The organism is Natronorubrum aibiense (genome assembly GCF_009392895.1).
In the GTDB taxonomy this organism is placed as follows: domain Archaea; phylum Halobacteriota; class Halobacteria; order Halobacteriales; family Natrialbaceae; genus Natronorubrum; species Natronorubrum aibiense.
This window is the reverse complement of the sequence record NZ_CP045488.1, coordinates 268,622-288,373: the sequence shown is the minus strand read 5'-3', so window position 1 is coordinate 288,373 and position 19,752 is coordinate 268,622. Positions and strand designations below refer to the sequence as shown.

The following is a 19,752-nucleotide window of genomic DNA, read 5'->3' as shown; positions in this document are numbered from 1 at the left end:
TATGCCCGGCAAGGTGAGCCCGGACGACTTGCTCGAACACGTCTTCGGCCGGACGGGAACGGCCGCCGACGACGAGACAGTGCTACAGGGACCCGCGGACGGCGAGGACGCCGCCGGAATTGCGGTGCCCGGCTGCGACGAGACGCTCGTCGTCAGCTCCGACCCCATCTCGCTTGCGGCCTCACAGGTCGGCACGCTCGCCGTCCGCGTCGCCTGCAACGACGTCGCCGCCTCGGGTGCCGACCCACGCTGGCTGACGGCCGTCATCATGCTCCCCGACGAGGACGCGCCGCTCGAGGAAATCACGCGCGACCTCGACGTGGCCGCTCGAGACGTCGGGGCGTCGATCGTCGGCGGCCACTCGGAGTACGTCGACCAGCTCGAGCGCCCGCTGCTCTCGCTGACGGCGATGGGGATGGCCGAGTCGTTCGTTCCGACACACGGCGCTGAACCCGGCGACAGCGTCGTGCTGACGAAAGCCGCCGGCCTCGAGGGCACCGCCATCCTCGCGTCCGACTTCGGTGCCGACCTCGGTGTCGACGACACCATCTGCGAGCGCGCTGCGGGATTCGTCGACGAGATCAGTATCGTCGTCGACGGCCGCGCGATTCGCGAGTACGCAACTGCGATGCACGACCCGACCGAGGGCGGCGTCGCCGCCGGCGCACTCGAGATCGCCCGCGCCTCCGACGTTCGCCTCGAAATCGACCGCGGCGCGGTGCCGATCCGCGAGGAGACCGAACAGTTGTGTGCGGCGGCCGGCGTCGACCCGCTTCGGATCTTCGGCTCCGGGGCGTTGCTCGCGACCGTGCCGAGCGAGGCCGTCGACGACTGCCTCGAGTCGCTCGCCGAGGCCGGCCTCGAGGGGGCCGAAATCGGCACGGTTGGCGAGGGTGCGTTCGAACTCGTCCTCGACGACGAGTCGATCACCGAGCCGATCGAGGACGACCTCTACCCGCTCTGGGAAGCGGCCGACGCCGAGGACTGATCGTCGGCTTCGCTGGCGTTCACCACCGCGTCCACGATCGTTTCGACGAGGTCTGGATCGGGCGCAACGACGACGACGTCCGCGCCGTGATGGGCGATTGACGCGCTCGAGTCGGACTCCGCGATGGCCACGATTCGAGCATCGGTGAGCGACCGAGCGGCGGCGACCGCCCCGTCAGCATTGGGCCCGACAGCCGCGACGAGAACCGCCTCGCACCGCTCGAGGCCCGCTCGCTCGAGCGCGTCGCCGTCCGTCACCTCGCCGACGAACTTGCTGACGTCGTCGGGCAGACCCGGAACTGCGTCCTCGTTCGTGACGACCGTGACCGACGCGTGTTTCGAAAGCCCCTCGATTACGGGCACGAGCGTCGCCGTTGAGGACGGCGATCCGCGGGCCCTCGTCTTCGCCCTTGTCATCGGTATCGTCAGCGCTGGCGTCGTTCGCCGCCAGCGCGCGCCGGCCGGTTCGCTCGAGGTGTGCCTCGAGTGCAGGCTGGAACAGGCTGCCGGCAGCCACGGCGATGGTTGCGGGCCCAAGGATGGCCAGCGAGATGGCGAAGAGGCGTCCCGTATCGGTAGCCGCGTGGACGTCGCCGTAGCCGACCGTACTCGCGGTGACGACGGTGAAGTAGATCGCGTCGACGACGCCGTCGAACTGCCCGCGGAGCGTGTACGCGCCGGCAGTGCCGTAACAGAACACGCCGACGATCGCCAGCAGCGCCCCGACCTGGGTCGCGGTGAGATGAGTTGTCCGTCTGAACCGTCCGCTCGTGGCCACGAGGACGACGAGACCGCCGACGGAGAGGACGACGAGCGGCACCGACAGCAGCCGGTACTGGACGATACCGTGAGCCAGCGACAGCCCGACGAGGCCGACGGCGGCGACGAACGCGACCCGGTAGCCGCGTCGCATTCCCCATGCGGTGACGAGCAACGCGAAGCCGACGATGGTGCCGCTGAACTCCGCGGCCGCTTGCAGCGCCCCCAGTGTGCCGTGCGCAGCGATGGCGGGATCCGTGAGGATCGCCACGACGCCGGTCGCAATCGACGTCAGCGCGATGGCGACGACGAGCCAGACCGCGGCCCGAACGCCGGGTCGACGCAGGTGGACGGAGCCGAACATAGCGAATTCACACTGCCGACGGCGGTAAACCCCACCCTGTCTTTCGCTTTTCGAGGTCGGATCCGGCCCGAATTCGCCTGCACGAGTTTCGCCACGATAACGATTCTCTCGGGCTGGCGACAATCGCGCACCCGACGACACCGTCGTGAAAGCGGTCGACTACTCCTCCGTGGGCCGCCTCGAGCGACGATTGTCCACCGACGAGTCGACGAGTCGGTCGCCGACGCGGCCGACGACCGTGGGGACGACGAAAATCCACGCGACGAGAGCGGCGTACAGGACGCCGAGCGCGAGTGTGGCGTCGACGACCGATTCGGCGACTTGGAGCACTACGATGCCGCTGCCACCGACCGCGGCGAGGGCGACGCCCTCGAGTCTCGAGCGTAACGCGGGAAGGCGGTCGATTCGGCCGGCGGTCAGGAGGCCGCCGAGCGCCCCGCCGACGGCGAGGACAGTGTCCTCGCTGACGCCAGTGATGGCGAGGGCGGGCACCGCGAGGACGAGCGCGACCGCGAATCCGACCGCCGGCACGCCGCGAGTGAGTCGGTTCATCGCGACGACGAAGCCGACGCCCAACAGCATACCGACGATCACGTCCCCCAAATAGTGGACCCCGAGGACGACCCGCGAGAGCGAGACGGCGACGACGAGCGCGACGACGCCGACGACGGTCCACGGTTCTCGAGCGCGGTCGGACATCGAGAGCAGGCCGCCGTAGACGACCGTCGCCGCGAACGCGTGGCCGCTCGGGAAGCCATACCCTTCGCGCTCGTCCTCGAGTGCGACCAGCATGGCGTCTTCCGGCGGTCGCGGGAGGGCGAACGCCGTCTTCACCGCCAGCAACACGGCGAGGCCGGCGATCGCGTAGCTGATCACGAGCGCGCTCTGCCGTCGGTCGCCCCACCAGAACAACAGCGCGAGGATACCCATCAGCGCCGTGACGCCGCCGAGTTCGGTGATCGCGATCACGAACTCCGCATACTCTGCCGACACTGCCTCGCGAACGAGTTCGCTCTCCGCTTCGAATCGCATCACGTCTGCTGACTGTCAAGCAAAGCATTATAAACGTATCCCGTCGCCGCGTCGGGCGGTTCTCGAGTCCACACAGTTCGGCAACCCGCCAGCAACGCGGAACCGCGAACCTGCCGGGCGACGCGAGCACCTCACTCGAGGGTCGTCGTGGTCATGACGGTCGCAGTCTCACCGTCGTCGTAGCGCACCGCGAGTTCCGCCCCGGCCGGAACGTCCTCGATCGTGGCTGTGTCGCCTGCAGTCACCGTCTCGACGCCGAACGGGTTCTCGAGTCGGTCGCCGTCAACGTCGACGACGACAGCATCGCCCTCGAGGTGGTCGCCGCTCGTGTGAGTAATCTCGACGGTCGACCCGTCGTCCAGTCGTTCGATCTCGAACGCGACCTGTGGAGCGCTCTCCGTTACGGTGTCGGCATCCAGTCGGTGAATGCCGACGACCGTCGCCGCGTCTGTCTCGAGCGCGTCCCGTCCACCATCGACGATTACGAGACCGTCGGCGTCGGCACTCGTCTCGAGGTGGAACACGCCGGCCTGCAGCTCGTCGAACGAGGCTCGACGCTCGTCAGCGGGGGTATTGTCCACCAACTCGACGAGCGTCCAGTCGGCGAGAGCGATGAACGACTCGTTCGCGAAGACGTGATACGTCACGCCGTCGCTGTCCACGACCGGTGCGATGTAGGCCGTCGACACGTCACTGTCGAGGTCACGGCTGACACGGAGTTCGTCGGCGGTCGCGTCTGCACCCTCGAACTGCACAGCGAGGACGAACACCGGCCCGGAATCCGAATATTCGATCCCTCGCTCATCGTCCGTGACGCGCACGTCTCTGTCGACGAACGCGGGATAGTCAACGGTTGCGTCAGCCGTCACCGCATCGGCGAGCGGACTCGAGTCGTCGCCATCGGCCGCGTCGGTGTCGTCCCCGCTCGACTCGTCGCGTTCGACGGATGACTCGTCCAGACAGCCGGCACCTGCCGTGGAGACGACGCCCACAGCGACGGCGAGCAGTCGTCGTCTCGTTGATTCGGTCATTGCGATTGCTTTCGAAGCGGGATAGTAATATGTTGTCAACTTCGGATGTGAAATATACACCGTCGGGTCGGATTACGTCCGTGCCCACTCGAGCATCCGCTCGTACACGGGGTCCGATGCCAACGCCGCCGGGTCGCCGACGAGCACGAGCGCCCGTTTCGGCCGGGTCAGTGCGACGTTGATCCGCCGGTAATCCTCGAAGATAGGGCCCTCGAGCGACCCCGTCGCCGTAAACGAGACGATGATGACCTCCTGACTCGAGCCTTGGAAACGGTCGACCGTGTCGACGGTGACGTCGTCGGGGACGTGACTCGCGATCTCCGAAACCTGCGCGCGAAACGGCGCGATGACGCCGATTTCGGATCGCTCGAGGCCCGCGCGCTCGTAGGTTGCGATCAGGTCGGCGATTCGGGCCGCCTCCTCGCTGTCGGTGTACTGCCCGCCGTCGCCCTCGACGTCGACGAACGCGACCGGATCTTGCAGTTCCGGTGGGAGTGCGTCCGTCGAGACGCCCGCGAGATCGTCAAGGGTCCGTCCGGCGACCTCGGGTTCGGCGGGTCGGAGCTCGCCGTCGTAGAACTCCTGCGAGGCGAAGGCCTGAATGCGCTGGTTCATCCGGTACTGGCGATCGAGCATGACGCCAGCCTCGGGATGACAGTCGATGAGCCGTTCGAACAGCGACTCCGTGAGGTCGTTTTCGGCGCGGACGACCGGCGGTAGCTGCTCGTGGTCCCCGACGAGGACGAACCGCTCGGCGAGATTGATCGCCGCGCAGGTGCCCGGCTCCGTCAGCTGGGCGGCCTCGTCGACGAGCGCGACGTCGAACGCCTGCTCTTTCATCACGCGGGAACCGCACGTCGCCGTCGTCGCGGCGACGACCTGCGCATTTTGTAGTTCTGCGACGCGGTCTTCAGGGTCGCCGGCGCGTTCCAGCCGGTAGGGCTCCATATCCTCGCGGATGCCGCTCTCGGAGCCGACGCGGACGACGGAGACGGCTTTGCCGTCTCCAGATCGTTGCGTCTGCGACCCAACGCCGTCCTCGAGTTGCTCGAGCAAGGCCTCGAGGGCGTTGTCGACGGCTCGGTTCGTAAACGCAGAGAGCAGGACGCGCTCGCCGCGTTCGACCATCGCGCGGATGGCACGGGCGATGGTGTAGGTCTTCCCGGTGCCCGGCGGCCCGTGGATCAGGGCACAATCCCGTGCGCCGACGGCTTTCGTCACGGCCTCGTTCTGGGCGGCGTTGTTGTCGATGAACGTCTCTGAAATCTCGTCAAATTCGGCCGTGGCCCGTCCGAACAGGATGTCCTTGCGGCGCTCGTCGCCTTTGAGCAGCGCGTCGTGCATCGCGACCAGCAGCCGGTCGGTCGTCAGTTCGGAGGGGTAGACGTCGAGGCGCGTGACCTCGACCGGCTCGTCGGCTGTCAGGACGACTTCGTCATCGAGCCGTTCGATCGTTGCAAGCTCCGAGTTCCCACGCACTGGATGGCCGTCGCTCGCCAAGACGAAGTCGCCTTCCCGAATCTTCGAGTTCGCGCTGCTCGTCCGCCGGGCGCGAAGCTCCCAGCGACCGCCCTCGAGCGGGCGTTTCTCGACGAACTTGAGGTCGATCAGCGCCCGGTCGTCGTCGGCGCGCTCCTGGGCGTCCTGTTCCCAGAGTTTGGCGTACTCGCGGTGGACCTCCCGGCGTTCTTCTTCGATCGCCTGATAGAACCGATAGAAGTACTCGCGTTCCTCCTCGGGCAGCGGCGTCGCGATCTGGCCGGCTTTCGATTCCTGATCGAGTCGGCCCGAGACGACCATGCAGGTGTCCTGTTCGAAACAGTACTCACACTTCGCCGAGCCCTCGTAGCCGGTCGGCACGTCGCCTGAAATCTCCATCGCCGCGAGTTCGTTACGCTGGCGGACGACGAATTTCAACAGGCCGTCGCCCATCGTGAACTCCTTTGCCGGGGTGAGATCGCCAGTCTCCTCGTTGCGATCTAGCGCCGAGTTCTTCGTATAGAGCAGCGTCCCGAGGTCGACGTCGCCGCCGTGTTCCTCGAGCAAGAGCGCATAACAGGCGGCCTGCACCTTGTCCTTGAATCGCGGCTCTTTCTTCAGGTTCTTGCCCGTCTTGAGTTCGACCGGCGCGCCGCGACGGATCGCGTCGGCCCGGCCGCGGAGGCCGAACGTCTCGCTGATGAGGAGTTGTTCGGAGCGCCAGCTGTCTTCTTCGGTTAATCGACCCTGCTCGAGCCAGCCTTCGATCGCTTTGGCGTTCTCTCTGACCTCCTCGGCGACGGCCTCGGGTGTCTCGCCGAGCAAGCCGAGCTCGAGGCCGCGTTCGTCGACGCGAGCGTCGATCGACTCCTCGAGGTCGCGTCCTCGCAAGAGGTCGCCGAAGACCTCGTGGACGAGCGTCCCCTTGACGACGGGGTAGTTCAGCGGCACGCCCGAGAGTTTGTTCAGATAGTAGAGGCGGGGACACTGCACCCAGTTGCGGATCGCCGTCACGTTCACCAGAAAGCTCGGCTCGACGACGACGTAGGAGTCGCCCGTCGTGGCGTACTGGGTCTCGCCCTGATACGTCTCTTCTTTCGCGTCGGTGACGAGCACCTCTAGTCCCGGCTCGAGGTAGTCGGCCGACTCGGCCCACTTGTTCCACAGCGTGACCGTCGTGGTCTCGTAATCAGATGTCGGGTCCGACACTGCACCGTCACCGTCTCGAGCGAACGTTCTGGTCGGGGGTCGCTCGCCGTCATCCTCGGCCGCCAGCAACAGCGGCACCTCGGCGAGTTCGCTTTCGCCGTAGCTCGTCGACACCGAGCGCACTTCGACCTCGCCAGCGACGGTTCCGCGTATGTGCACGACTGATCGTCACGGGCCGAGCCGTCAAAAACGCTATCGGTCGCGGGCGAGAGGTTGATCACTCGGTCCGGTGATTCGTGGTGACGTGTCGAACCGGGGATAGAATTGTCGTAATAGCTGATTACCACCGAGTTTCAGATTGCGACGGTGGAACAGTCGTCGGCGTTTTTGCCCGACCGGAGTCTCGTCTCGCTCGTCATGACCGACTCGAACAAAGACGACCGTGAGCCACGCTCGGCACACGAGAGTGCGAACGACCTCGGCCGAGAATCGCACACCGGAGCGCCATCCGACGACGCCGATACCATCACCGCCGCCGACGTCGATTCGGGAACTGGCGTCGGCGACCGTCCGGATCGTCGAGACCCTCGAGACGAGTCCACCGCGATCGCAGACGAGGAACGGCGACGGAAGACGTCGGTGCTTAGCATCGTCATCGCTGCACTCGGCGTCTGGGCCGCCGTCTCGGTGCTGGCTTTCGATACCGGCGCGGCGGCGCTCTGGAACAACCTGCTGGCCGGTGCGTTCGTCGCCATCGCCGCCGGCTACAACTTCTACCGGCTGTCGAACGACATTCCGCTGAGCATCGGCGTCGCTTCGCTGGTGGCGATCCTCGGTATCTGGCTGATCATCTCACCGGCACTGCTCGAGATGACTGGGATGCTGTTCTGGAGTACACTCGGCGCTGGACTGCTCATCGCCGCCTTGGCAGGATACAACGCCTACGAAGCCCGCGGTGCCCGACGGGTCGCGACCGAGTCCACGCGGGCCTGATCAGCGCTGCTGGCTGATCCCGGACTCGAATGCGGTGTCGACGTTCGTCTCCGCCTCGAGTTGTCGACGCCGGTGTTCGGCAGCGTGATGACGCGTCGCGACGACGGCAAACGCGAGCATGACGACGGCGAACGCACTCGAGACGAGGGGCGAGACGCCGTTAACGTAGCTGTTCCCGAGTTGTCCGGCGGCCAGTGCGAGTGGGCCGATCATGAGGAGGGCGGTTTTGGCTGGTGTCGCACGAAACAGTTCGACGAGCGAGAGTGACTGGCGGACGGACATGGACAAACGGTGGTTACTCGTCCTGTCGGGGGAGCCATCGTATCCCTTTTGGTTCGGTGATGGGCGGGGCGTCTGATGGCGGTCGCAGCCCGCAGCCGGGAGAAGTTGCCGGCCGCGCGCTTTTGCACGACGACACGATACGGACGGTATGAACGGACAGGAGTTGGTGGTCGAATGAACGTCAGCAAGGGGTTTTACCTCCTTCTCGTCACGATTTCGGCCGTGCTGACGCTCGCGATAGTGTGGCCGTTCCTGCAGTACGTCCTGCTCGCCGTGCTTCTGGCGTACGTTCTCTATCCGCTGCAGAAACGGCTCGAGCCTCGAGTCGGCCCGTCGTTCTCGTCGGCCTCGTTGGTCGTCGGGGCGACGCTGTCGATCATCGTCCCGTTTGCGGCGATGATCGGCCTCATCGCGACCGATGTCGTGCGGTTCGCACAGTCCCTAGAGAACGGCGGACCGGGGATCGATCGCCTCGAGACGACGATCAGCGAGCGCACGGGACAGGACGTGAACATCGCCGAGACGGCGACCAACGGTGCCCGAAGCGCTGCCGAAGGGCTGTTAGGGGGTGCACCCGACGCCCTCAGTGGACTCATCCACGCGGTGGTCGGGATCGGGCTGGCAGCGTTCCTCCTCTATTTCCTGTTGCGAGATGGGGATCGCCTGTTCACCTGGGTCCGCGAGATCGTTCCCCTCCCACGCGAAGTCCAGACGACGCTGTTCGAGGAACTGGATCGGCTCACGTGGGCGGTACTGGTCGGTCACGTTGCCGTGGCGATTATCCAGGGCGTACTCGCGGGACTCGGCCTGTTCGCGACCGGCATTCCGAACGTCGTCTTCTGGACGTTCGTCATGATCTTGCTCTCGCTGATTCCGCTGATCGGCTCGTTCGCCGTCTGGGCGCCGGCTGCAGTGTGGCTGGCCGCAACCGGCTCGGCCGTTGCGGCGGTCGCGCTGGCCGTCTACGGGACCATCGTCGTCGGCGCTTCCGACGAGTTCCTCCGACCGCTGATCGTCGGTCGCGCCGACGTCAACCCGAGTATCATCATCGTCGGCGTCATCGGCGGGATGTACCTCATGGGCTTTATGGGGCTGTTCTTCGGCCCGGTCATCGTCGGCGCGTGTAAGGTCATCCTCGAGACGTTCGACGACCACTACGACGACCTCGAGCCGGCCGGCGACTGGTAGGGTCTGCCTCGAGTGTCGTTCGTCGCGACCGATACGTTCATTCTGTCCGCGACACAACCGTCACGTATGCGGATTCGCGAGTGGCAGGACATACTCGAGGACGTCACCGAACGGAACGTCGATCCCGAGAACTGGCGCGCCGTCGCCGGTGACCGTGCTGGCGGCGTCGGTGAAGACATGTACCTCGCCCACCCCCGTGCCGGGGTCTTCTTCCTGAAGACCTACGCGAAAAACCCCTTCGAGGTGCGTGGCGTCGGCACGCAGGTCGCGCGCAACCTCGACGACGAGATCGGCTCGTTTCTGCCCGAACGGGACGAAGGTGGCCGGTTTGCAGTCCAGTCTCCACCCGAGGACGAAGCTCAGGCCGAAACCGTCGGCAAACGTCTCGAGACCGTCCTCGAGACTCATGCGGACGCGCCAACGCGCCCACAGGATCTGTTCGACGACGTCATGGAGGCAATCGAGAGTCCCGCGTTCGGCCCGATGGCCTACGACCAGTACGACCGACCCGACGAACTCGAGGACCTCTCGGACCGATTCGAGGATGCTGACGACCTGCTGAACGCGGAACTCGACGACCTGATCGAGACCGACGACGTCGGCCGCGGCTTCATGTAATCAGCCGCCGTCTGTCGCCGGTGGGCCTTTTGAATTGGACGTCGACAGGAGACGGTATGAGCGACCGCGCCGAAACCGTCGTCCGCGACTACTACGAGGCGCTCCGAGCCGGGGAACCGCTGTCACCGTACTTCCTCGAGGACGAGTCAACCGTCAAGTTCGGCATCAGTGAGTCGCTGTTCGGCTTCGAGGCCGTCAGCGAGGCACTCCAAGAACAGACCGAAACGACGTCGGGGTGGTCCGTCGAGAGCCACCACCTCGTCGTCACCGAGCGCGACGGCGTCGCCACGGTCGCCGACGAGGTGACGATGGCCTGGACCGATACTCGAGACGGTGAGCGCCGGTGCTTCGAGACGCGCTGGAGCGGGACGCTCGTTCGAGTCCCCGAAGAATCGACGGCGGCCGACGACGGCCGCGAGTGGCTGTTCGCAACGATGCACGTCAGCGCAGCCCACGAGCTATCGTAAGCGAAAATACGATCCACGAACCCGCAGACCCGCAGAAGACAGCCGTCGTTAGCGCTCGATACGGCGGAGCCACAGCCCGGGCTGGTCGAGTTCGTCGTGCGTCGGAAGGTTTTCGGGTCGCTCCCAGACGAGACTCGCCGTCTCGAGGTCGCGTGCGCTGACGACGTCCTCGAAGAATCCCTTGCCGCGCTCGTACTGTCGTTCTTTCAGGCCGAGGCCGAGCAGCCGTCGGAACAGCTTCTGGAGCGGCCCACGACCCTGTCGGCGCTGGTCGAGTTTGCGCCGGAGGTCGGCGTACTCGTCGTCGAACGCGTGGTCCATCAGCAGTTCTGCGTAGCCCTCGACGACGGTCATCGCGGCGTCGAGTTCGCGGAACGACTGTCGGTCGAACGAGCCGTCAGAAAGCGCGGCGATGCCGTGTTCCATGCGGGTCTCGAGGTGGTCGGATAGCCACGGGGCGGCCCCGAACTCGGCAGCGTGGGTCACCTCGTGGAAGGCGATCCAGCGCCGGAACCGGTCGGCGTCGACGTCGAGTTTGTCGGCGGCGTTCAGAATGTTCGGCCGGACGAAGTAGAGTGCGTGGTCGTCGGCGGGTGTCTCGGCGAGCAAGAGGGGATCGTACTGGCCCAGTACGTTTCGCCCGAGGAACGCGAGCAACACCGTCATCGTTCCCGTGTTGATCGTCTGGGCAACGCCGGGGAACATCCCCGTCTGGACCTGCTCCTCGAGGGTGCCCATGACGCGTTCGAACGTCGCGATGTTGGCGTCGATCCAGTGGTGACGGTTCTGGATCTCGATGGTGTCGGGAACGTCGAAGTCGGCACCGGACACCGTTCGGATCGCCGCTCGCGCCTCGCGGACGTCACGCGCGTAGGCCTCGCGCTCGGCAGGCGACACGTCGAGCGAGCCCGGTTCGGTCGCTGCTTTCGCAGCGTCTGCGGCCGACTGCCAGTCGATCATATCGTCACCGGACGCCCCGGCAACGGCCTGGGCGCTACGATAGAGATTCACGAATACGGATACGGGAGGCAGGCGCAAAAGCGTTCGGTCGGGTTAGTTGACGATGACTTCGGGCTCTTCGTCGGCCTCGAGGTCCGATCCCTCGTCACCGCCACGGAACTTCTTGGCGGCAGCGGCGATGGCGACGAGAACGGCGAGCGCAACGATCGCACCGATGGCTTTTCCGCCGGACTCGTCGTCGGCCGCGGCGACCTCGTCGTCCTCGGTTTCGCTCTCGGCCTCTGTCGCCGACTCGTCGTCGCCGACTGGCAACGCGTCGCCGAGCGCTCGCGGACCGAACTGGGTGTCGCCGTCGAGATGCAACTCGATGAAGGTGAATTTCTTGTCTGCCATGGTCGGACACTCCACGAGTGGACACTTAGCCGTTGGGTTGACTCACTCGAGGTGAGACGATTTCGGGCGACGGACCGGTACGATTAAGTGTCCATCACCTGCGGTCTTTCGTATGAGTGGACGACCGCTGGACGTCCTCGAGGCGTCGCTTGGCGAACGTGTCACGGTACGACTCAAGAGTGGCGACGAGTACGTCGGTGACCTCGCTGGCTACGACCAGCACATGAATCTCGTGCTCGAGGACGTCACGATCCCCGTTGGGGACGAAGTCGAATCGGAGTCGCCGGCCGAAGACACAACCATTATACGCGGCGATAACGTCGTTTCGATCACTCCATGACTGGCGCAGGAACCCCGAGCCAAGGAAAGAAGAACAAGACGACGCACACGAAGTGTCGTCGCTGCGGAGAGAAGTCTTACCACACCAAGAAGAAAGTCTGCTCGTCGTGTGGCTTTGGCAAATCGGCCAAACGCCGCAGCTACGAGTGGCAGTCGAAAACCGGCGACAACTGATTCTGACCTCTGCCGTTTTCGCTTCTGCTTTCTCCACCTCGAGTGACGACACTCGAGGTCACTGACGGCGACCCAATGGCGTGAACCCGCCGATGGACAATCATTTGTCCCGGGCCGCGAACACTCGAGTATGGAGACGACGGACGCCTTTGTTGGCCTCGAGTGTGTCGACTGTGAGGCGACCTACGACGCCGCGGACGAACCGCACCAGTGTCCCGACTGCGGCGGGATGCTCGATCCGACTTACGACTACGACGCGATCGATCTCGATCGCGAAACGCTCGCGTCGCGACCGTTCGACTCACAGTGGCGCTACGAGGAACTGCTGCCGTTCCCGCGCGAATCGGCAGTGACGACCGGCGAGGGGGCAACAGCGCTGATCGACTGTCCCGACCTGGCTGACGAACTGGGTGTCGAGCGCCTGCTGATCAAAGACGACGGCCGAAACCCGACGGGTTCGATGGCGGATCGGGGCCAGTCGCTTGCGCTGACGGCGGCCAGCCACCACGGCGCGACGGACGTCGTCCTCGCATCGACGGGCAACAGCGGGCAGTCCGCGGCCGCCTACGCCGGCCGGGCAGGCCTCGAGTCCCACACCTACGTTCCCTCGCGCTCGAGTTTTTCGAACAAGGCCATGATCAACGTCCACGGCGGCGACATGAACGTCGTCGGCGGGCGCTTCGGCGACGCCGTCGGGGCCTACGAGGAGGGACTGGCCGAACACGACGACTGGTACTCGGTCCAGTCGTTCGTCACGCCGTACCGCCACGAGGGCGCGAAGACGACGCTGTACGAAATCGTCGAGGGACTCGAGTGGGAGGTCCCTGACGTGGTCGCCTACCCGACGGGCATCGGCGTCGGCCTCGTCGGCGCGTACAAGGCCGCGACGGAGCTGCGGGCGCTCGGCCTGATCGACAAGCTGCCGGGGCTGTACGCTGCGCAGGCGGCCGGCTGTGCGCCGATCGTCGACGCCGTCGAGAACGAACTGGACGTCCACGACCCGGTCGAGACGCCAGACACCATCTGTGGCGAACTCGAGATTCCGGACCCGCCGGCGAGTGAGCGGGTGCTCGAGGCGATCGACGAGACCGACGGCGGGGCTGTCGCCACCGAGGACCCGGACATCCTCGAGGCCGGCGTCCAGGTCGCCAAACACACTGGTCTCGAGCTGACGCCGAGCGCGGCAGCAACCGCCAGCGGCGTGTGGGACCTATCCGAGCGCGGCGCGTTCGACGGCGACGAGACGGTCGTCATCGTCAACACTGCTGCGGGAAGCAAGGAGGGCGACGTGTTGCGCAGCCACCTGATGAGTCAGGGCGTCTAGAACGAGTCTCGATACCGACTCAGTCGTCGTCGGCGCTGTCGGCGCTCGAGTCCTCGAGGGCCTCGACCTGTCGCTCGTCGACGACGTCGATCGAGACGCCGGCGTCCATGCTGCGATTCCGGCTTGCATCGCCGAATCCGGCGCTCAGAACGCGAGTCAGCGCGTCTTCGACGTCTTCGTCGAGTTCGATGATCCGCTCGGATTCGACCTCGATGACGAACCCGGTCGTGATGTTCGGTGACGTCGGTAAGAACAGCACCTCGCGGCCGTCGTCGGTCGTCTTGCCGGTTTTGAACGCCGTCATTCGTAACCCGTTCCAGGTCTCGACTTTCACGGGTTTCTGTAGCGATTCCTGTTCGCCGAAGGCGGTTTCGGCGGCCATCTTCGAGGCGTTGTAGACGACGCGCATGACGGGGACGCGGTTGGCGACGTTGTCGACGAGCCGTTCGACCAGGCCGCCGACGGTCGTCCGCATGAGATAGCCGACGGAGAAGGTGAGAATAACGAAGACGGTCAACGCGACCACGACGCGGAGAAACTGTGCGAGCTGTTCGCGAGTCTGCTGGGCCTGCGGGCCACTGCCGGGGATCAGCGACTCGAGGGCTTCAGCCTCGAGGATGAGGCCGGGCGTGAGCCCCGCGATGAGCCCGTAGAGCCAGTAGATGACGTAGAGTGTGACGAGAATTGGGCCGAGAACGATCAGCCCACTCGCGAAATCCCGCTTCCACGAAGCCATGTACAAAAACTCACACCAAGGGCTAATGAGCCCTTCCCTTTAGCGACCGAGGATCGCTCGAAGGCCGAACCGGAGGTTTTCTTTCCGCTCGGTCATTCGACGATAGAAGTACGACTTCCAGCGGTCGCCGAAGGGGACGTACTGGTAGACCGGGTACGACTCGGCGAGGTCGAACTGTGCGGTTTCACGGACGCCCATGAGCATCTGAATCTCGAAGTCGGTGCCGTGTTCGTCGTGGAGGGCGATCGCGTGGTCGATCATCGCCGGATCGTGGCTGCCGACGCCGATGCCCCCGTCGTACCGTTCGAAGACATACTCGAGGAGGGATTTGTACTCCTGGTCGACACGAGCCGACTGCTGGTAGGCGACGGCGGCCGGTTCGTCGTAGGCACCCTTGACGAACCGGACCTTGCCGGGAACGTCCGCGAGCCGCTCGACGTCGTCGCGGGTCCGTCTGAGATTCGCCTGCACGCAGACGCCGACCCGATACTGGTCATCGTCGCCGTACTCACGGGCGAGGGCCTCGAAGGCGTCGAGGGTCGCGTCCGTCGTCGTGTGATCTTCCATATCGATCCAGACGAAGACGTCGTGGTCAGCCGCCGCGTCGACGACCGCGGCGAGTTCCTCGCGGAAGACATCCTCGCCGAGATCGAGGCCGAGCTGCGAGGGTTTGACCGAGAGACAGGCATCGAGCCCCGATTTCGAGATGTCGCCGACCAGCGCCCGATACGCCGCGGCGTCGGCACGAACCGACGATCGGTCGTCGTAGTGTTCGCCGAGCAGGTTGACGATCGCCTTGACGTGCTGTCCGTTGAGCTGTCGGACGTGATCGAGCGCTTCTGCCGGCGATTCGCCGGCGACGAAGCGGTCCGCGATCGGCGGAATCATACGCGTTCGTTCGGCAGCCACTATTAAGGGCGTTTGTACGTCTCTCAGACTGATGCGTTCGACTGACTGGAGTCAGGACCGACCGCTCCCGTCTCGAGGACCGACGCACGATAGTATTCGATATCTGTGTATGGCCTGTATAGATACTGTGGATAAATTATTAGTAGCTGTTTCTCCTGGGGTGAGGTATGACAGCAGGACCACCGATCGAGGAACTCCACTACGATGACGCACCGGACGTCGACACCGTTCCCGGGCCGAACACCCGCTCGCTGCTCGAGAAACAGGCGGAAATCGACAGTAGCGCGGTCGCGTACCCGAACGACATTCCGATCGCGTTCGAGGAAGGCAAGGGTTCGACGGTTCGTGACGCCGACGGCAACACGTACATCGATCTCTTCGCGGGGATCGGCGTGCTCAACGTCGGCCACTCGAACCCGTACGTCTTAGAGGCAGTCCACGAGCAGGCAGACAAGTTCGTCCACACGGTCGACTTCCCGACCGACGCGCGCCTCGAGTTGATCGAGAAACTCGACGAGATCGCGCCTTCGGGTCTGCAGGGGAACAACCGGGTCGTCTTCGGCGGCCCAACCGGCAGCGACGCGATCGAAGCGTCGATCAAACTGTCCAAGTACAACACCGGGGGCGACGGCCTTATTGCCTTCCGCGGGGCCTACCACGGCGCGACCACCGGCGCGATGAGCGTCACCTCGAACAAGAAGTTCAAGGGCCACTACACGCCGCTGCTCTCGGACGTCGTCCACGCGCCGTACCCGCATCCGTTCCGACAGGGCAAGACGCCACAGGAGGCCATCGACCACGCGCTCGAGGAAGTGCAGGCGATCGTCGAGGACCCCTACGGCGGGCTCGCGAACCCCGCGGGCATCATCGTCGAACCGATTCAGGGCGAGGGCGGTATCGTCACGCCGCCGGAAGGGTTCCTGCAGGGGCTGCGCGACATCGCCACCGACAACGACGTTACGCTCGTCTTCGACGAGATTCAGTCCGGCCTCGGCCGCACCGGTCAGTGGTGGGCCAGCGACTGGGAGGGCGTCACGCCCGACGCGATGACCTCCGCGAAGGCACTCGGTGGCGCGGGCTTCCCGCTGTCGGCGACGATGTACAAAGAGGACCTCGACACGTGGGGCTCGGGCGACCACGCCGGCACCTACCGCGGCCACGTCGTCGGCATGCGCGCCGGCACCCGCGCCATCGAGTACATTCAGGAACACGACCTGCTCGCCCACGCCCGTGACCTGGGCGAGTACATCCAGGGCCGACTCCGCGAAGCCGCCGACGAGACGGATCGTCTCGCCGACATCCGCGGCAAGGGACTGTTCATCGGCGCCGAATTCGTCGACGAAGACGGCCGACCGGACGGCGACGTCGTCGACGAGATCCAGCAGTACTGTTTCGAACACGGCGTCCTGATCTGGACGGCCGGCCGCCACGGCAACGTGCTGCGATTCCTCCCGCCGCTCGTGCTCACACACGAACTGGCCGAAACGGCGCTCGACGTCGTCGTCGACGCGATCGAACACGCGACGAAAGCGACGGCACAGACCGCCTGAACAGTCACTCGAAGCACGATGTCCGACCCCACCCCAATCGAAACCGACGGCGCACCGAGCAACGACAACCCCTACTCGCAGGGCGTCCGCGCCGGTGACACCCTCCACGTCTCCGGCTACGGCCCGGTCGATCCGGCGACCGGCGAGGCCGTCGACGGCGAGATCGAGGCTCAAACTGAGCAAGTACTCGAGAACATTGCTGCCGTCGTCTCCGAGGCCGGCGGCGACGGCCTCGCGGACGTCGTCAAGGTAACGGTCTATCTGACCGATCTCGAGGACTACGAACGCGTCAACGAGGCCTACGGCGCGCAGTTCGGCGACGAACCGCCGGCTCGCGTCTGCGTCGAAGTCTCGCGGCTCCCCGAGGATGTCTGCGTCGAGATGGACGCGACCGCATATCTCGGTTGAGACCGGCGGCCGAGCGACGATATCTGTTTTCCTCCCCCGCTCAGTGTGCGATCATTGAGCACGATTAAATAGTTCTGCTCTCTAGCAGTGCCACGCATGGCCTACGACACCCCCACTCGACTGCGCGATCTCCGGCGGGCGTTCCATCGCCATCCCGAGCCCGGCTGGCGGGAGTTCCAGACGACGGCCCGCGTCGTCCGCGAACTCGAGTCGATCGGCGTCGACGAGATCGCCGTCGGCCGTGAGGCGCTGGCGACCGACGAACGCATGGCTGTCCCATCCGACGCTGAACTCGAGCCGTGGCTCGAGCGGGCCCGAGACGCGGGCGTTCGATCCGACATCCTCGAGCGGACGGCAGATGGTCACACCGGCGTCGTGGCGGTCCTTGAGCAGGGTGCGGGACCCACGGTCGGCTTGCGCGTCGATCTCGACGCGATTTCGATGGCGGAATCGACGGCTGACGATCACCGGCCGACTGCCGAAGGGTTTCGCTCGAATCACGAGGGCTACATGCACGCCTGTGGCCACGACGGCCACATCGCGATGGGGCTGGGAACGCTCGAGGCGGTCAAAGCGAGCGAGTTCGAGGGGACGCTGAAGGTCTTTTTCCAGCCCGCCGAGGAGATCTCCGGTGGTGGGAAGGCGATGGCTGCCAGCGGCTATCTCGACGATGTCGACTACCTGCTCGCGGTGCACATCGGCCTCGATCACCCGACCGGCGAGATCGTCGCTGGCGTCGAAAAGCCGCTGGCGATGGCGCATCTGACGGCGACGTTCGAGGGGGCCAGCGCCCACGCCGGCAAAGCGCCGAATCAGGGGGCGAACGCGATGCAGGCGGCTGCAACCGCGATCCAAAACGCCTACGCGATCCCTCGACACGCCGACGGGATGACTCGCGTCAACGTCGGCCGGATCGAAGGCGGCACCGCGAGCAACGTCATCGCCGAGGAGGTCTCGATCGAGGCCGAGGTTCGCGGGGAGACCACGGCGCTGATGGAGTACACCCGGACGGAACTCGAGCGCGTGTTGTACGCCGCCGCCGAGATGCACGACTGCGACGTCACGCCGCGCGTGCTCGGCGAGTCGCCCCGCGTCGATAGCCATCCGGCGCTTCGCTCGCTCGTCGGCGACGTCGCCTGGGAGGTGTCGGGCGTCGACTCCGTCGTTCCGAAGACAGATTTCGGCGCCAGCGAGGACGTCACCTATCTGATGGAGCGTGTGCAGTCGAACAACGGGCTGGCGTCGTACGTGCTCGTCGGCACCGATCACCCGACGAACCACCACACGCCGACATTCGACATCGACGAGGACAGCCTCGAGATTGGCGTTTCGGTGCTCGCAAACACCGTGATCGACCTCTCACGGCGGCAACCGTGAGGCGGTCCATCCGGCAGTGTTGTTGAATACATATCATGTTTGAGAGATCAGAAACGTTAATTCCCGCGCTCTCTGTGTAGGGTGTATGAGCCAGGACGACGTGCCGGAGTCGCTCCGAACGGCGGCGGACTCGGATCGCCCGCGCGGTATTCTGACGCCCTCCGACCGCGATTTTCTGCTCGGTCGAAAAACGGACTACACGGATCACTCGAAAAAGCAGAAGCGAAACCGGATCCGGCGGCGAGTTCGTAACGCAGTGCTCGATTTCAGCATCCTCTTCGAGTACCTCGAGGAACGCGACCGACAGACCGTGTTCGATCCCGACGACGAGGATCGGGACGCCTACACGCAGGGGATCACCGACATGCTCGCGTTCTTGCATCTCGGAACGATGGGCTACTACACCCCCTTCAAGGACATGCTCTCGGAAGGTGTCGGCAAAGCCGAACAGCAACTCGCCGGCTCGAACTACCGGATGGTCAACGTCGAGTTCAACGTCGAACCGGTCGGCCAGATCGATGTCGACGAGGTCATCGACAAACTCGAGAACGAGGAGTTCGCCCAGTTGACCGACGAGGAACTCCGTGCGTTCGTCCGGCTGTTGACGATGTCGGATGGCTTCTCGCCCGACGCGGCCCGCGAGAACATCCAGGACCGCGTCGACGAGTTCAGCCAGCGACTCACCGAAAGCGCCGAGACGCGCGAGCAAAAACTCGAGGAGTTGACGAACTGAGCCCGTCAAACCGATCCACCGGCAGTGACGTGCTGGCCGTGTCGTCTATTCTGTCCGACAGTATGACAATCCGAGAGAGGGCAGACATACACTACCGGTCCAGAAAGCTGGCATCAGATACGATAGTTTATTATCTATAAATAGATATATTAACCATAAGTTGAAGAAAAATATATTTTATGATAGGAAATTGTCTCGAGGAAGCCCCTCTCGGTGTCATTTTGCTCTCACTCGTTCTCGGACTGGACGGGACGGTGTCGCTTTACCAATCGATCGCTGATATTGGCATCGGTGGTTCGCCGTTCGAGTGGCTAGGCGGCGTTTTGGGAGCGCTAGTCACGTTAACTGTGGGTATCGGGTTGCTGTCGTTACACCCGCTTGGCTGACTCACGGCAGTCGCATATTTTACAGTATCGGCGTTCGGGGTACTTCTCATCAGTATCGCGTATGCAATTCCCCCGGTAGGAATCGTGATCCCGATTCTCGTCTTGTTGTATCTG

Annotated in this window: 20 protein-coding genes and 1 pseudogene; 12 read left to right on the top strand and 9 right to left on the bottom strand. The window is 64.8% G+C overall.

What is annotated here, in order from left to right; genetic code table 11:
- The first annotated feature begins 1 nt into the window (after window position 1).
- Complete coding sequence (locus GCU68_RS01480; RefSeq protein ID WP_152938704.1) at window positions 2-988, top strand: AIR synthase family protein; 987 nt, start codon at window positions 2-4, stop codon at window positions 986-988.
- On the opposite strand, the pseudogene GCU68_RS01470 reads toward GCU68_RS01480, so the two are convergent.
- From GCU68_RS01470 to GCU68_RS01455, 4 genes and pseudogenes are all read right to left on the bottom strand, one after another.
- Window positions 952-2,110: pseudogene (locus GCU68_RS01470) on the bottom strand (ion channel). The gene GCU68_RS01480 and the pseudogene GCU68_RS01470 overlap by 37 nt on opposite strands.
- Before the next feature lie 159 nt (window positions 2,111-2,269).
- Window positions 2,270-3,142, bottom strand: coding sequence for a phosphatase PAP2 family protein (locus GCU68_RS01465; RefSeq protein WP_152938701.1), 873 nt, complete (start codon window positions 3,140-3,142; stop codon window positions 2,270-2,272).
- A 131-nt stretch (window positions 3,143-3,273) separates the two neighbouring features.
- Window positions 3,274-4,173 (bottom strand): hypothetical protein, encoded by a 900-nt coding sequence (locus GCU68_RS01460; protein WP_152938700.1) that lies wholly within the window; start codon window positions 4,171-4,173, stop codon window positions 3,274-3,276.
- 72 nt (window positions 4,174-4,245) lie between these two features.
- A complete protein-coding gene (locus GCU68_RS01455; RefSeq protein WP_152938699.1) occupies window positions 4,246-7,020 on the bottom strand; it encodes an AAA domain-containing protein in 2,775 nt (924 codons plus the stop codon).
- A gap of 198 nt (window positions 7,021-7,218) precedes the next feature.
- Here GCU68_RS01455 and GCU68_RS01450 point away from each other — a divergent pair, with 198 nt between their 5' ends.
- Window positions 7,219-7,794, top strand: a complete 576-nt coding sequence (locus tag GCU68_RS01450; protein WP_152943531.1) for an SPW repeat domain-containing protein — start codon at window positions 7,219-7,221, stop codon at window positions 7,792-7,794.
- On the opposite strand, the gene GCU68_RS01445 is transcribed toward GCU68_RS01450, so the two are convergent.
- Window positions 7,795-8,076, bottom strand: coding sequence for a hypothetical protein (locus tag GCU68_RS01445; RefSeq protein WP_152943529.1), 282 nt, complete (start codon window positions 8,074-8,076; stop codon window positions 7,795-7,797).
- Window positions 8,077-8,250: 174 nt separating this feature from the next.
- Here GCU68_RS01445 and GCU68_RS01440 point away from each other — a divergent pair, with 174 nt between their 5' ends.
- The 3 genes from GCU68_RS01440 (at window position 8,251) to GCU68_RS01430 (ending at window position 10,349) form a co-directional block, all read left to right on the top strand.
- The gene (locus GCU68_RS01440; RefSeq protein WP_152938698.1) at window positions 8,251-9,264 is read left to right on the top strand and encodes an AI-2E family transporter; all 1,014 of its coding nucleotides are present in this window, start codon (window positions 8,251-8,253) and stop codon (window positions 9,262-9,264) included.
- A gap of 66 nt (window positions 9,265-9,330) precedes the next feature.
- Complete coding sequence (locus GCU68_RS01435) at window positions 9,331-9,882, top strand: helix-hairpin-helix domain-containing protein (RefSeq protein WP_152938697.1); 552 nt, start codon at window positions 9,331-9,333, stop codon at window positions 9,880-9,882.
- 56 nt (window positions 9,883-9,938) lie between these two features.
- Window positions 9,939-10,349, top strand: a complete 411-nt coding sequence (locus GCU68_RS01430) for a nuclear transport factor 2 family protein (RefSeq protein WP_152938696.1) — start codon at window positions 9,939-9,941, stop codon at window positions 10,347-10,349.
- A 48-nt stretch (window positions 10,350-10,397) separates the two neighbouring features.
- Here GCU68_RS01430 and GCU68_RS01425 read toward each other — a convergent pair whose 3' ends face one another.
- Together GCU68_RS01425 and GCU68_RS01420 are read right to left on the bottom strand one after the other, a co-directional pair.
- Entirely contained in the window at window positions 10,398-11,360 is a 963-nt protein-coding gene (locus tag GCU68_RS01425) for a zinc-dependent metalloprotease (protein ID WP_152938695.1), read from the bottom strand.
- Between the two features lie 42 nt (window positions 11,361-11,402).
- Complete coding sequence (locus GCU68_RS01420) at window positions 11,403-11,702, bottom strand: hypothetical protein (protein ID WP_152938694.1); 300 nt, start codon at window positions 11,700-11,702, stop codon at window positions 11,403-11,405.
- Between the two features lie 112 nt (window positions 11,703-11,814).
- Here GCU68_RS01420 and GCU68_RS01415 point away from each other — a divergent pair, with 112 nt between their 5' ends.
- From GCU68_RS01415 to GCU68_RS01405, 3 genes are all read left to right on the top strand, one after another.
- Window positions 11,815-12,042 (top strand): LSM domain-containing protein, encoded by a 228-nt coding sequence (locus GCU68_RS01415; RefSeq protein WP_152938693.1) that lies wholly within the window; start codon window positions 11,815-11,817, stop codon window positions 12,040-12,042.
- On the top strand, window positions 12,039-12,215 hold the full coding sequence (locus tag GCU68_RS01410; protein ID WP_006064639.1) for a 50S ribosomal protein L37e: 177 nt from the start codon (window positions 12,039-12,041) through the stop codon (window positions 12,213-12,215). Before GCU68_RS01415 ends, GCU68_RS01410 begins: the two co-directional genes overlap by 4 nt.
- 130 nt (window positions 12,216-12,345) lie before the next feature.
- Window positions 12,346-13,539 carry a threonine synthase gene (locus GCU68_RS01405; protein WP_152938692.1) on the top strand — a complete coding sequence of 398 codons (1,194 nt, stop codon included), beginning with the start codon at window positions 12,346-12,348 and terminating at the stop codon, window positions 13,537-13,539.
- Window positions 13,540-13,558: 19 nt separating this feature from the next.
- Here GCU68_RS01405 and GCU68_RS01400 read toward each other — a convergent pair whose 3' ends face one another.
- Both GCU68_RS01400 and GCU68_RS01395 read right to left on the bottom strand, forming a co-directional pair.
- Window positions 13,559-14,275 carry a DUF502 domain-containing protein gene (locus GCU68_RS01400; protein WP_152938691.1) on the bottom strand — a complete coding sequence of 239 codons (717 nt, stop codon included), beginning with the start codon at window positions 14,273-14,275 and terminating at the stop codon, window positions 13,559-13,561.
- Window positions 14,276-14,314: 39 nt separating this feature from the next.
- Entirely contained in the window at window positions 14,315-15,163 is an 849-nt protein-coding gene (locus GCU68_RS01395; protein ID WP_152938690.1) for a proline dehydrogenase family protein, read from the bottom strand.
- 188 nt (window positions 15,164-15,351) lie between these two features.
- Between GCU68_RS01395 and GCU68_RS01390 the strand changes: the two genes are divergently transcribed.
- The 4 genes from GCU68_RS01390 (at window position 15,352) to GCU68_RS01375 (ending at window position 19,252) form a co-directional block, all read left to right on the top strand.
- Window positions 15,352-16,734 carry an aspartate aminotransferase family protein gene (locus tag GCU68_RS01390; RefSeq protein ID WP_152938689.1) on the top strand — a complete coding sequence of 461 codons (1,383 nt, stop codon included), beginning with the start codon at window positions 15,352-15,354 and terminating at the stop codon, window positions 16,732-16,734.
- 18 nt (window positions 16,735-16,752) lie between these two features.
- The gene (locus GCU68_RS01385) at window positions 16,753-17,142 is read left to right on the top strand and encodes a Rid family detoxifying hydrolase (RefSeq protein WP_152938688.1); all 390 of its coding nucleotides are present in this window, start codon (window positions 16,753-16,755) and stop codon (window positions 17,140-17,142) included.
- Between the two features lie 96 nt (window positions 17,143-17,238).
- Window positions 17,239-18,519 carry an amidohydrolase gene (locus tag GCU68_RS01380; RefSeq protein WP_152938687.1) on the top strand — a complete coding sequence of 427 codons (1,281 nt, stop codon included), beginning with the start codon at window positions 17,239-17,241 and terminating at the stop codon, window positions 18,517-18,519.
- An 85-nt stretch (window positions 18,520-18,604) separates the two neighbouring features.
- Window positions 18,605-19,252, top strand: coding sequence for a hypothetical protein (locus tag GCU68_RS01375; protein ID WP_152938686.1), 648 nt, complete (start codon window positions 18,605-18,607; stop codon window positions 19,250-19,252).
- Window positions 19,253-19,752 lie beyond the last annotated feature (500 nt).